General features: G+C 57.1%; 12 protein-coding genes. 11 read left to right on the top strand and 1 reads right to left on the bottom strand.

The features are described 5' to 3' along the window. Positions 1 to 9 precede the first annotated feature (9 nt). The 10 genes from C8R31_RS13330 (at position 10) to C8R31_RS13285 (ending at position 11,201) form a co-directional block, all read left to right on the top strand. Positions 10 to 1,779, top strand: coding sequence for an asparagine synthetase B (locus C8R31_RS13330; RefSeq protein WP_258192710.1), 1,770 nt, complete (start codon positions 10 to 12; stop codon positions 1,777 to 1,779). Positions 1,780 to 2,208: 429 nt separating this feature from the next. Next, positions 2,209 to 2,904, top strand: coding sequence for a DUF2064 domain-containing protein (locus C8R31_RS13325; protein WP_107694572.1), 696 nt, complete (start codon positions 2,209 to 2,211; stop codon positions 2,902 to 2,904). After that, the gene (locus C8R31_RS13320) at positions 2,891 to 3,577 is read left to right on the top strand and encodes a TIGR04283 family arsenosugar biosynthesis glycosyltransferase (RefSeq protein WP_107694571.1); all 687 of its coding nucleotides are present in this window, start codon (positions 2,891 to 2,893) and stop codon (positions 3,575 to 3,577) included. Before C8R31_RS13325 ends, C8R31_RS13320 begins: the two co-directional genes overlap by 14 nt. Before the next feature lie 17 nt (positions 3,578 to 3,594). Next, positions 3,595 to 4,647, top strand: coding sequence for a methyltransferase domain-containing protein (locus C8R31_RS13315; protein WP_107694570.1), 1,053 nt, complete (start codon positions 3,595 to 3,597; stop codon positions 4,645 to 4,647). 2 nt (positions 4,648 to 4,649) lie between these two features. Next, complete coding sequence (locus C8R31_RS13310; RefSeq protein ID WP_107694666.1) at positions 4,650 to 5,603, top strand: radical SAM protein; 954 nt, start codon at positions 4,650 to 4,652, stop codon at positions 5,601 to 5,603. Positions 5,604 to 5,659: 56 nt separating this feature from the next. Then, complete coding sequence (locus tag C8R31_RS13305) at positions 5,660 to 7,792, top strand: FAD-dependent oxidoreductase (RefSeq protein WP_107694569.1); 2,133 nt, start codon at positions 5,660 to 5,662, stop codon at positions 7,790 to 7,792. 12 nt (positions 7,793 to 7,804) lie between these two features. Then, positions 7,805 to 8,623 (top strand): phosphate ABC transporter substrate-binding protein, encoded by an 819-nt coding sequence (locus C8R31_RS13300; protein WP_107694568.1) that lies wholly within the window; start codon positions 7,805 to 7,807, stop codon positions 8,621 to 8,623. Then, on the top strand, positions 8,577 to 9,461 hold the full coding sequence (gene pstC / locus C8R31_RS13295) for a phosphate ABC transporter permease subunit PstC (RefSeq protein ID WP_181320612.1): 885 nt from the start codon (positions 8,577 to 8,579) through the stop codon (positions 9,459 to 9,461). Before C8R31_RS13300 ends, pstC begins: the two co-directional genes overlap by 47 nt. After that, positions 9,448 to 10,332, top strand: coding sequence for a phosphate ABC transporter permease PstA (gene pstA / locus C8R31_RS13290; RefSeq protein ID WP_107694567.1), 885 nt, complete (start codon positions 9,448 to 9,450; stop codon positions 10,330 to 10,332). The genes pstC and pstA overlap by 14 nt, the downstream gene beginning before the upstream one ends. A 74-nt stretch (positions 10,333 to 10,406) precedes the next feature. Further along, entirely contained in the window at positions 10,407 to 11,201 is a 795-nt protein-coding gene (locus C8R31_RS13285) for a phosphate ABC transporter ATP-binding protein (protein WP_375136133.1), read from the top strand. Positions 11,202 to 11,237: 36 nt separating this feature from the next. Here the strand turns inward: C8R31_RS13285 and C8R31_RS15875 are convergent, their stop codons facing one another. Then, positions 11,238 to 11,636, bottom strand: a complete 399-nt coding sequence (locus C8R31_RS15875; protein ID WP_181320610.1) for a hypothetical protein — start codon at positions 11,634 to 11,636, stop codon at positions 11,238 to 11,240. A gap of 41 nt (positions 11,637 to 11,677) precedes the next feature. Between C8R31_RS15875 and nirK the strand changes: the two genes are divergently transcribed. Then, a complete protein-coding gene (gene nirK, locus C8R31_RS13275) occupies positions 11,678 to 12,778 on the top strand; it encodes a copper-containing nitrite reductase (RefSeq protein ID WP_107694564.1) in 1,101 nt (366 codons plus the stop codon). Positions 12,779 to 12,970 lie beyond the last annotated feature (192 nt).

The raw sequence follows: 12,970 nt of genomic DNA, 5'->3' as shown, positions 1-12,970 counted from the left end.
GTGCAGCGAATGGCCGCCCCTCTGGCTCGGTTTGATGCGAGCGAGGTTGAGGCTGATGCTGAAGGAAGCAGCGCGGTGGCAGTTGCGGCAAGCAGCGATAGCAGACATATTCATAAGCAGGATGGGCTTCTGGTCGCGTTATGGGGGCGGCCCCGCTTGCGCGAGCCGCGCTTAGTCCAGCTTGCGCGCACCGAAGGGGTGGCAAGGACCTTGGGGCGCGAGTGGCGTGAGCGAGGCGAAAAAGCCCTTGAGAGTCTGACAGGAGTGTTTTCCTTATGCATTCTGGATGAAGCCGCGCAGGAAGGCGTTCTGGCGGTAGACCGGATGGGCATTAACCCTCTAGCCTATCAGGAGCATGGGGGCGGGCTGGTCTTTGGCTCGTCGGCGGACGCAATTAATATACATCCCCGAGCCCGATCCGAAATCGCCCCTCAAAGCGTATACAACTATGTGTACTTTCACATGGTGCCGGGTCCGGATACTATTTACCAGGACCAGAAACGCCTCTTGCCCGGCGAATACCTCTTTTATCGAAAGGGCCATGTCGAGATTCGCAAATATTGGCGAATGCAGTTCGTGGAAAACGAGAAGCGCCCTTTTCAGGAGCTCCAGCAGGAATTTCTAAACGTGCTGCGCTCCAGCGTGCGCGACGCGGTAGGCGATCAGCAAGTTGGAGCCTTCCTTAGCGGCGGCACAGACAGCTCGACCATTGCCGGAATATTGGGAGAGGTGTCGGGCGGCCCAGCCCACACCTACTCCATCGGTTTTGACGCGTCGGGTTATGACGAAATGGAGTATGCGCGAATCGCGGCCAGACATTTTTCCACCCGTCATCACGAGTATTACGTTACGCCCGATGACATCGTGAACACGATCCCGCAAGTCGCAGCCGTTTTCGATCAACCTTTTGGCAATGCGTCGGCCATACCGGCTTTCTATTGTGGCCAAATGGCTAAAGCTGACGGCTTGGCCAGAATGTTGGGGGGTGACGGCGGGGACGAACTGTTCGGCGGCAATTCCCGTTACGCCAAACAACACCTGTTTTCGCTCTATGAAAAGGCCCCCTCCCTGATGCGCAAGGGTATCCTTGAGCCGCTCATTTTTGGCCTGCCGGGTGGGGCTGCGTTACCGCTGGTACAAAAGGCGCGGAGCTATATTGAACAAGCATCGATCCCGATGCCGGCGCGAACAGAAACATATAACCTGCTGGAGCGGTACGGGGCTGCGGAAGTTTTTACGCGTGAATTCCTTGGAACCGTTAACCCCAGCAACCCGGCTGCCCTGCTTGACGACGTCTATCACGAGAACAACGCCACCAGCCTAATTAATCGCATGCTTGCTTTTGATCGCAAGTTCACGCTCGCTGATAACGACCTGCCCAAAGTGGCAAAGGCTTGCGAGTTGGCGGCGATGGAGGTCGCATTTCCCCTGATCAGCGACGAGATCGTGGCTTTCTCGCTGCGGTTGGAGCCTCATCTGAAGCTCAACGGCACGAAGCTACGTTATTTTTTTAAGGAAGCGCTTCGGGGATTTCTGCCCGACGATATTATCGCGAAGCAAAAGCACGGCTTCGGCTTGCCTTTTGGCGTCTGGCTGCAACAGCATCGAGGTTTGCAGGGTTTGGCTTCGGATAGCCTGAGCAGTCTCAAGTCACGTAATATTATCCGGGCCGACTTCATCGACAAGCTGCTCGGGCACCATCTGGATGAGCACGCCGGTTACCATGGCACTATGGTCTGGGTTTTGATGATGCTGGAGCAATGGTACAGGCAAAGGTGATTCGTCTCTGCGGAAAAGCTCTTCGTACCCCTGTAATAGCCTGATTTTACTCGCCTGTCGTCATATCTAATCCGCCCTTCGTATAATCCGCCCTAGTCCCGTCACCGTAGCTCTCCCTTCTTTGAGCTTGATTCGTTCCGTCATTCAGCAGGAGAATGGATTTGTACGCCAAGCCCGGAAGGCGAAAACCGAACGGAAGCGAATTTGCGTGAGCAAGTCGCGGCGATTTAATTCGCCCCGGCGTTCAGCGCAAATTGGGCGGCAGACGGTGAGATACGGGCTATGATGTAAAGATTCTACCGCTCTAAAGTAGCGTCATTGCTCAAAGCTATGCGAAGTTCGATTTGTCATCGGGCATTCCAGCGGGATACTCATGAGTAACAGTGTTATCCGTCGTTCGATTCTCAGGTTCGCGGATGGGACGCTGGCATGACAGAAACCACTTTGGTGCTTGTTTGCAAGCGTCCCGCATACGGCAGCAGCAAGCAACGGCTGTCAGCGAGCCTGGGACAGGAAGGGGCCAGGCGTATTGCGGAGGCATTGCTCGCCTGTGCATTGGAAGACGTCCGCGATTGGCCTGGTCCGGTGGTCATCGCGCCTGCGCACCCCTCCGATTATGCCTGGGCTGCCTCCTTATTACCCCAGCTTCAGCCAAAAATTCATATCGTGCCTCAAACGGACGGCAATCTGGGACAACGGCTGAACGCTGTCGATCATAATTTGCGCGATCGGGGGATCGCACACCTGATTTATATAGGCAGTGACGCACCCGTGCTTGCGGCCACCGACTACTCCGCAGCCCGCGCGGCGTTGCTGAAACATGATACTGTTCTGAAGCCGGCCGTCGATGGCGGTGTGGTGCTAATGGGGAGCCGCCTGCGTTGGCCCATGCTGGACGCCTTGCCGTGGAGCACGTCGCATCTGGGCTCGGCACTGGCCGGCTGCTGCCGCGGGGCTGGACAGTCGCTTGCCATGCTCACGCAAAGTTTCGACGTGGATGAAGAGCAGGATGTCTTTCGTCTACTAACCGCATTGAAAGCCGACCATCGGCCGGCGCGACGTGCGTTGTATCAGTTGACTTGTGATATTGTCAGCATGGGAGAACCGGGCGATGTCCAGGTTTAGCGTCATTATTCCCTGCTACCAAGATGAGGACAAGCTGGCGGATCTGCTCGGCCAGTTGCGGCAGTTGCCAGACTCATCACCTGAAATCATCGTCGTCGACGGCGCGGGAAATCCGGCATGCGGAAGAGTGTGCCAGCAATATGGAGCGCAGTGGCTGGCGGCCGAACCTTGCCGTGGGCAACAACTACGCGCGGGCGCCGCGCTAGCAAAAGGGGACGCGTTATGGTTCCTGCATGCCGACACCCGGTTATGTCCCGACCCGTTGAGCGCGATGCGGTTGGCACTCGACCAAGGCGCGGTCGGCGGCTATTTTCGCTTTCGTTTCGATCTTCCTCGCGCTTGGCCTGCCCTGCTGCTGGAACCGGCTATTGCCATGCGTTGCCGGTTCGGGGTTCCTTATGGCGATCAGGGTTTATTCATGCGGCGGAATGCATATTGGGAGGCAGGCGGTCATTCGCCCTGGCCCCTGTTCGAGGAAGTCGCCTTGATAAACGGACTGCGCCGGCTGGGGGGCTTTGTTCCGTTACAAGAAGCGATCCTCGTGGACCCCCGCCGCTGGCACCGCGATGGCTGGTGGCGCCGCACCTGGATCAATCGCAATCTTGCGCTTGCTTTTGCTTGGGGCGCTTCGCCTGATAGGCTGGCCGCACGCTACCGCTCCAAAACGAACTGATTTTAGGAGGCAGATTCATGCATGACATTGTCCAGCAATACTACGGAGCAACCTTAAGCTCGTCGCTTGATCTTCAGACCAATGCTTGCACAACCGGGGATGACCTGCCCGAATATGTGAAGCCGATACTTGCCCAGGTACACAGCGAGGTGCTCGCGCGCTACTACGGGTGTGGGCTGGTGCTGCCCGAACTGCTTGAAGATCTGACAGTGCTCGATCTTGGGTGCGGCGCCGGACGCGACGTGTACGTGTTGTCGAAACTGGTAGGAGAAAATGGGCAGGTGATCGGGGTTGATATGACTGAAGAGCAATTGGCAGTCGCGCGCCGCCACGAGGAATACCACCGTAAAGCGTTCGGTTATGGCAGCAGCAATGTGTGTTTTCTGCACGGTTACATCGAGCGCCTGTCCGAGCTTAAACTGCCTGATGCGAGTGTGGATGTGATCGTGTCGAATTGCGTGCTCAACCTCGCACCCGACAAGGGAGCGGTCCTGCGCGAGGCGTGGCGGGTGCTGAAGCCCGGCGGCGAACTCTACTTTTCCGATATTTATACTGACCGGCGGGTGCCGGCAACACTCGCCGCCGATCCCGTTCTATATGGCGAGTGTCTAAGCGGCGCGCTGTACTGGAACGATTTCATCAACCTTTCGCTGAAGCACGGGTTTGACGACCCGCGTTTGATAGAGGATCGCAGGATTGTCCTGCGCAACGCAGAGCTGGCTGGCCGCACTGGCAACATGCGTTTTTACTCCGCGACTTACCGCTTATTCAAGCTGGACAATCTGGAGCCGGCATGCGAAGACTATGGCCAAGCCGTAGTCTATCGCGGCACCCTACCTTATCACCCCCATGTGTTCGTGCTCGACAAGCATCACCGCATGGAAACCGGAAAGCATTTTCCTGTCTGCGGCAACACGTGGCGCATGCTGCACGACACCCGGTTCGCCTCGCATTTCGAGTTCTATGGCAGCTTCGAGCGGCACTACGGTATTTTTCCCGGCTGCGGCGTGGGGCTCCCATATGATGATGGCGATAGTGCCGGGGCGGGGCTTGCCGGTGGATGCTGCTAGGCATGGGCATGCGGCCAGGGCATGAAGCGGCGGCATCTGCCCGTTCCCAAGACTGGTTGCTAACCCGGAGCGGCGAACCGCGTGGCGTTATCCAAGCGCATGCGCTGGACGAACTCTGGTTTCACACCGGCACGGCCTGCAACTTGTCCTGCCCTTTCTGCCTGGAAGGCTCGAAGCCGGGCGACGAGCGCTTGCAACTGTTGCGTTTCGAGGACGCGACTCCCTATATCGATGAAGCGCTCAGCCTGGGTGTCAAGCAGTTTTCCTTCACCGGCGGGGAGCCTTTCGTCAATAAGGACATCATACGCATCCTGGATTATGCATTGCGGCACCGCCCCTGCCTGGTGCTGACGAACGCGACTGAGCCATTGATAAAACGCCTCAAGCACTTAAAACCGTTACGCAACCATTCAGGCGAACTGCATTTCCGCGTAAGCCTCGACTATGCGGATCCCGCACGCCACGACGCAGCCCGTGGAGAAGGCATGTTTGCCCAGGCGGTGAAAGGTTTGCGCGAGCTCCACGGCATGGGTTTTCATGTTTCCGTGGCGCACCAAAAGCTGCCCGACATGGCAGGGGATGTGGTGGCAGGTGGCTTTGCAGAGGTTTTTCGCTCCGCGGGGTTACCCGAGCAGTTGACGCTGGTCGAGTTTCCGGAATTTCATCCCCCGGAGACGCAGGTGGCAGTGCCGGAGATTACAGGACGCTGCATGACCGAATTCCATACTGAAGAGACAAGACGGTCGTTCATGTGTTCCTTCAGCAAGATGGTGGTCAAAAGGGACGGCAGCATGTATGTTTACGCGTGTACGCTAGTGGATGACGACCCCGATTACGTTCTTGCGCAAACGCTGACCGAAGCCCTGCAAATGCCTGTAAGCATGAAGCATCATCGATGCTTTAGTTGTTTTAAATACGGCGCGTCGTGCAGCGAAATGAAGCGGAATGTTGATTAAGGCGAGGCCCGTCAGACCCCCTTCTCCGCGAAGATTGTTCTTTAAAGGCGCTCGGGATGAAACGCTGGTGGTTGCTCTTAGTGCTGGTATTGCTGGGCGGATTGTTTTTTGCTTTTGATCTCCAGCGTTTCATTACCCTCGAAACCCTCAAGAACAGTCGCGATGAACTGCAGCAGGCCTATCGGGCGCAGCCATTGCGCATAATAGGATTTTACGCGATCGTCTATATCCTTATCGCTGCCCTTTCCCTGCCTGGAGCTGCGGTAATGACTCTGGCGGGCGGCGCGATTTTCGGGTTGTTGGTCGGGATCCCGGTAGCGGTCATTTCCGCGAGTATTGGGGCGACGCTCGCGTTCTGGGTCGCCCGGTACGTGTTTCGCGATGCGGTCCAGAAGCGCTTCGGTGGGCGCATGGCGGTGATCGACGAAGGCATCAAGCGGGACGGCGCATTTTATCTCTTCACGTTGCGCCTGATGCCTATCTTTCCCTTCTTCATGATTAATCTGCTAATGGGACTGACGGCCATCCGAACCCGCACTTTCTTTTGGGTCAGCCTGTTGGGCATGATGGCGGGCACCGCGGTTTATGTTAATGCCGGAACCCAGCTGGGTTCGCTTACCAGTCTTTCGGGGCTCCTTTCTCCCGGGCTGATCGGTTCCCTCGCGTTGCTGGCCGTATTTCCCTGGCTGGCGCGGTGGGGTATCGGACGTGTGAGGATGAGCAGAATGGGAGCCAAAAAGTGGGCCAAGCCAACGCGATTCGAGCGTAATCTCGTCGTCATCGGCGCGGGGGCCGCCGGCCTGGTAACGTCCTATGTCGCAGCCGCTACGCGCGCAAAGGTGACACTTATTGAAGCAAACAAGATGGGCGGAGATTGTCTTAATTTTGGTTGTGTCCCTTCCAAGGCACTGATCCGGTCTGCTGCGTTCCTGCGGCACGCCCGACACGCTAACGAGTTGGGCATCGCGCACGCAACCGTCGAATACAGTTTCGCTGACATATTGGCTCGTGTGCGCCGAGTCATACAAACGGTCGAACCCCACGACTCCGCCCAGCGCTACACCGAACTAGGGGTGGAGGTCATCGCCGGCAGGGCGCGCATTACCTCTCCGTGGACGGTAGAGGTCAACGGTCGATCCATCACAACCCGCGCGATTGTCCTGGCTACCGGCTCCCGCCCCATCATCCCATCCATCCCGGGCTTGGAGCGCGCGCGCTATTATACATCAGACACAATCTGGTCTCTCACAGAGCGTCCCGAACGGCTGATTGTGTTAGGCGGCGGTCCTATTGGCTGTGAATTGGCACAGGCATTCGCTCTCCTGGATTGTGAGGTGATGCTGGTAGCCAATCACGATTTGCTGACGCGAGAGGACGCGGATGCTGTTGCGCTGATTGAAGCGGCATTGCGCGCCGACGGTGTCCGTTTGTTAACCCAAACTGATGCTATTCGTTGCGAATACGAAGCAGGGGAACAGCAATTGATCGTGCGTCAGCAGGATGGAACTGAAAAAACGCTACCTTTTGATGCCATGCTGTGCGCAGTAGGAAGAATGGCTTATACCAAAGGGTTCGGTCTGGAAGAGTTGGGAATTCCGGTTTCAAAGAAGGGTAACGTTGAGACCGATGCGTGGTTGCAGACGCTTTATCCCAACATCTATGCCTGCGGCGATGTGGCCGGGCCTTATCAGTTTACCCACGTTGCGGGGCACCAGGGATGGTACGCGTCTGTAAACGCTTTATTTGGCGGCGTGAAACGCTTCAAGGTGGACTACTCGGTCATTCCATGGACCACATTTACCCACCCGGAGCTCGCGCGGGTCGGATTATCTGAGGCGGAAGCCGGCAAACGCGATATCAAATGTGAGGTAACACGCTACAGCCTGAAAGAACTCGACCGCGCCATCACGGATGAAGCGGCGTACGGGTTTGTGAAAGTTCTTACCCCGCCGGGCAGCGATCGCATTCTGGGGGTCACCATTGTCGGTGAACGGGCCAGCGATCTGCTGGCGGAATTCGTTCTCGCCATGAAACAGGGCCTTGGCCTCAACAAGATCCTTGGGACGATTCATACATACCCGACCTGGTCCGAGGCGAACAAGTATGCTGCGGGACAGTGGAGGCGCGAGCATGTGCCCGGCCGGTTGCTTGATTGGGTGGAAAAATACCACGCCTGGCGGCGAGGATAGGGGGAAAGGGACATGAAACTTGCAATGGCGAGCGCAGTAATGTTTACCGCGGGACTTTGGTGGAGCCCAGTGGGGAACACTGCAGCACAAAAACTGGTGTTGACAGGTGCCAGCACAATAGCGCCCTTAGCTGGGGAGATCGCTCGGCGGTTCGAATCACGGCATCCTGGAACACGAATAGATGTGCAGACCGGTGGTTCTTCGCGGGGGATTAACGATGTCCGCAATGGGACTGCCGACATCGGCATGGTATCGCGCGACCTGAAGCCGGAAGAGCGGGGTTTGCGCACCCACACTATCGCGTTGGATGGGGTTGCAGTTATTGTGCACGCCAGCAACCCCGCCGTAGTGTTAAATCGGCGCCAGCTTATCGATATTTATACCGGAAAAATTGTGAACTGGAAGGAAGTGGGAGGGGTGAATTCGCCTATTACCGTGGTCAACAAAGCCGAGGGACGTTCCACGCTTGAGCTGTTTTTGAACTATCTTAATCTAAAGAACAGCGAAGTTAAGCCGCATGTAATCATCGGCGACAACTCCCAGGGGATAAAAACTGTTGCGGGCAACCGGAATGCAATCGGCTACGTTTCAATAGGCGCTGCCGCATACGAAGCAAAGCATGGGACGCCAATCAAGCTGTTGCCGCTCGATGGTGTCGCTGCTACGGTGGCGAATGTCCGTAATGGTACTTTTCCGCTATCGCGGCCGCTGAATCTGGTAACACGGGCTGTGCCGGGAGGGCTGGCCCGGGAGTTCATCGATTTCGCACGTTCCATGGAGGTTCATGACCTGGTCGAAGCCCAATATTTCGTTCCCGTCACCGTCGATTGACGCGCTGTTTCTCTGGCTGCTGCGAATAGCCTCCGGTATCGCGGCCGGCTTGGTGCTGCTGATCCTTTTCTTCCTTCTGGCCGAGTCCTCGTCTCTTCTCAGGGACATCCAGCCGGTGCGCTTTGTCACTGACCCCTCGTGGCAGCCCACGGAAAGGGCATATAACCTCGCGCCTATGCTGTCGGGCACGCTTTACGCCGCAGGAGGGGCGTTATTGCTGGCGACGCCACTTGGCATAGCCTCTGCGTTATTTGTCGCGTACTACGCGCCGCCCCAGATCGCCGGCATTTACCGGCGTCTGGTCGAATTGCTCGCGGGCGTTCCCTCAGTGGTCTATGGCTTCTGGGGATTGACCACCCTGGTGCCGCTGATTAATCAATTGCACCCCCCGGGCGCCAGTTTGCTGGCGGGGATCCTGGTGCTGACGTTAATGATTCTACCCACCATCGCGCTTACGGCGCACGCGGCGCTGCTGGCTGTGCCCGATGAATACCTGCGCGGCGCGGCCGCGCTGGGCATGTCGCGTTGGGGCATCATTCGCGGCGTGGCTCTGCCAACGGCGAGGATGGGCATCACTGCGGGCGTTATCCTTGCGGCCGGACGTGCCATCGGGGAAACCATGGCTGTGTTGATGGTAACGGGGAATGTAGTGCAGCACGCGTCCAGCGTGTACGACCCGGTACGAACGCTCGCCGCTAATATTGCATTGGAAATGCCATACGCCGTAAGCGACCACAGAGCTGCTTTGTTCGTGTCGGGCTTGGCGCTCATGGTGCTGGTGATCACGCTATGGAGCGCCGCAGCGCGGCTGGGAAGGAGCTGGCATGGGACAAGCTGAAACAGCCTGGGCAACGGCTGTGCCGCTCGGCAATGATCGGCGGGACCGGATGGCGGGATGGACCGTATATGCTGTCGCTTTTCTGGTCAGCGGCGTATTTCTGTGGATACTCGGCGATCTTGTGCGCGGTGGGATTGAACATCTTTCCTGGAGCTTCATCATGGACCCCCCGCAGAACGCCGGGCGAGGCGGCGGCATCAACTCCATCCTGGTCTCCACCACCCTGGTCCTCCTGACCGCTTTGGTTGTGGCTCTACCGCTAGGCTGGGCTGCGGCTGTCATGCTTGCCGAATATCTATCGGCTCGCAGCCGCTTCGGCTACACAGTGCGCTACAGTCTGCAGATTCTTGCCGCAGTACCCTCCATCGTCTTTGGCCTGTTCGGCAATATTTTTTTTAGCATCTATCTCGGTCTCGGGTTTTCCATTTTGTCCGGAGGGCTGACCCTGGCCTGCATGCTACTGCCCATTCTTGTCAGCACCGCCGAGGCGGGTTTGCGTGCCGTGCCGGACACCTACCGTTCATCAGCCGTGGCGTTGGGCATGTCGCGCGCAGGAACCTTGTATCATGTGTTGCTACCCGCCGCGGCTCCTGCGCTGGTAGCCGGGTTGCTCCTGGGGATCGGCCGCGCCATGGCAGAAACCGCGGCTTTATTATTTACCAGCGGATATGTCGATCGCATGCCCGGGTCCCTGCTCGATTCCGGGCGTACGCTGGCAGTGCATATCTTCGATTTATCAATGAATGTTCCGGGCGGGGACGCGCCCGCTCATGCCTCTGCACTGGTGCTGATCGCTGCGCTGCTGCTCATCAACCTCCTTGCGATGAAGCTGGCAGCAGGCTGGCAACGAGGAAAGATAGCACCGGAATGAACATAAAACGCCGATCCAGCACAACGGCGTCGGGCCACTTCATCGGCCAGGACGACGCGTATACCCTAGGACCCATGCAGTTGGGTCCGGCATGTTGCGAACCTCAGCCCGTGATCGAGGTGGAGAACTTCTCTCTTAGCTATGGGGCGAGGACCGCATTGGAAAGCCTCTCCCTGAATATCTATCGCGGATGCATCACTGCTCTGATCGGTCCTTCCGGGTGTGGGAAAACCAGTTTCCTGTCCTCGCTCAACCGGCTCACCGATCTGATCCCCGGTTGCCGGATCACAGGCCGTATTCGCATTGATAATTGCGATATCCATGATCCCGCGTGCGATTTGCGCGTGCTACGGCGGAAGATCGGCATGGTCTTCCAGAAGCCCGCGCCTTTCCCGCTCTCAATCCATCGCAATATCGAGTTGCCTTTGCGCGAACATGGCATTACCCGGCGCAGCGAAGCGGATGCCATCATACAGCGCGTCTTGCAGGATGTCGGGTTGTGGGAAGAGGTGCATGACCGGCTGCATACTTCCGCGCTCAGCCTGTCAGGTGGGCAGCAGCAACGCCTTTGCATTGCGCGCGCACTCGCATTAAATCCCCAGATTCTGCTTATGGATGAGCCATGCAGCGCCTTGGACCCGATCGCCTCCGGTGTCGTGGAAGATCTCATCGAGCGCTTACGCGGGCGCTACACCATCGTTATTGTGACGCATAACCTGGCGCAGGCTCGCCGTATCGCAAACTATGCGGCATTCTTCTGGATCAGGGACCATGCGGGACAGCTGGTAGAATTTGGACATTGTAGGCAGATATTTGAATCACCCGCCCATGAACTTACTGCCGCTTATATCAATGGCGCCCGTGGATGATGCATCAAGCCAGCCTAGCATCCGTTAGACGTCCGATTAGGCATTTGCAAGGGGCCTCAGGTCGAATTTATGGAACGCCCCGCCATGCCGAATATTCATGACAGAAGGTTTACCGCCTTGAAAAACCCTTTTCACATCAATGCTATTTCGGTAACTTTCTCCATGGACATGTAAATTGTAAAGCTGTATAGTTGCCGGGCCTTCGCTCTTAAGGGCATCTCTAAAAATTCGAAATTCGCGCATACCTCGTTGTTGTTCGGAAAAATGTTTTTCTCCCCCCGTGAATACATATTGCGTCGGCATTTTTGCGGGACGATGGCGTCCTGGCGGGCGTGGTGCTGGCAGCGAAGGTTGCGCGACGGGGTTTGAGTTTTTAGAGATGCTCTTCAGAAAAGGGTGAGCAGTCAGGATTGAACGGCAGATGTAATGGCGCATAGGATGATGCGCGGTGATAAACAATTATATGGAGGGAAGACATGAACAAAGTTGTTCAAGGGGTTGTCGGACTGGGATTGCTATGCATAAGCGCTGCCCCGGCCGTAGCGGCAACCAACGTTTCCAAATTACCCGTAGTGACCCAGGAACTGGTGGCGCCGCCGTTTGTGCCCAAGCACGACCAGGTGGCCAAGGGCGGACCCAAGGTAGTCAAGATTCGCATGGAAACCATCGAGAAGCTGGTGGATGTTGCACCGGATGGCACCAAGATGTGGGCGCTGACATTCAATGGCACCGTTCCGGGTCCGCTGATTGTCGTGCATGAAGGCGATTATGTGGAACTGACGCTGGTCAACCCCAAGACCAGCACCATGTCGCACAATGTTGACTTTCACGCCGCCACTGGCGCCCTAGGCAGCGCTGGCCTGACCCTGGTTGCACCGGGTGAAGACGTGGTAGTGCGCTGGAAGGCGATCAAGGCGGGTGTATTCGTCTATCACTGCGCGCCTGGTGGCACCATGATCCCGTTTCACGTCATCTCCGGCATGAATGGAGCCATCATGGTATTGCCACGCGACGGCCTGAAGGATGCCAAGGGCAAGCCTGTGCGCTATGACCGCGCCTACTACATCGGCGAGCAGGACCTCTACCTGCCCAAGGGTGCGGATGGCAAATTCAAGACCTATGGTTCCCCTGCCGAAGGCATGCATGAGATGCTGGAACTGTCCAAGGGACTTATCCCGACTCATGTTGTCTTTAATGGCTCAGTGGGTGCTCTGACCGGGGATAATGCACTCAAGGCCAAAGTGGGCGAGAAAGTGCTGTTCGTCCACTCCCAGGCCAACCGCGATTCGCGGCCTCACCTGATTGGTGGCCATGGCGACCTGGTATGGCAAGGGGGCAAATTCAGCGATCCCCCCATCACCAACCAGGAAACCTGGTTCATCCCGGGCGGTGCGGCGGGTGCAGCGTTGTATGAATTCAAGCAACCCGGCCTGTATGTGTACCTCAGCCACAACCTGATCGAGGCGGTATTGCTGGGTGCGGCAGCGCACATGAATGTCGAGGGTAAATGGGACGACGATCTCATGATACAACTCAAGAAACCAAACGAGAATTCAACCCCGGCAATGGATCACTAGCAGCAAAGCTTAAGCTCCAAAAATGAAAAGCGGCTTCAACGAAAGTTGAAGCCGCTTTTTTCTACAGAAGCCGCCTGAAACGGCCATGTGGACGAGGTTTTAGCGTTTGCATAGAGGACGATGGCCTGTGTAATTCTCCTGTAATTTTCTTGACACAACAGGGGGATGCGGGTTAGGCTATGCGGCGTTTTA

Source organism: Nitrosospira sp. Nsp2 (genome assembly GCF_003050965.1).
Taxonomy (GTDB): Bacteria; Pseudomonadota; Gammaproteobacteria; order Burkholderiales; family Nitrosomonadaceae; genus Nitrosospira.
This window is presented reverse-complemented; position numbering and strand designations above follow the sequence as displayed.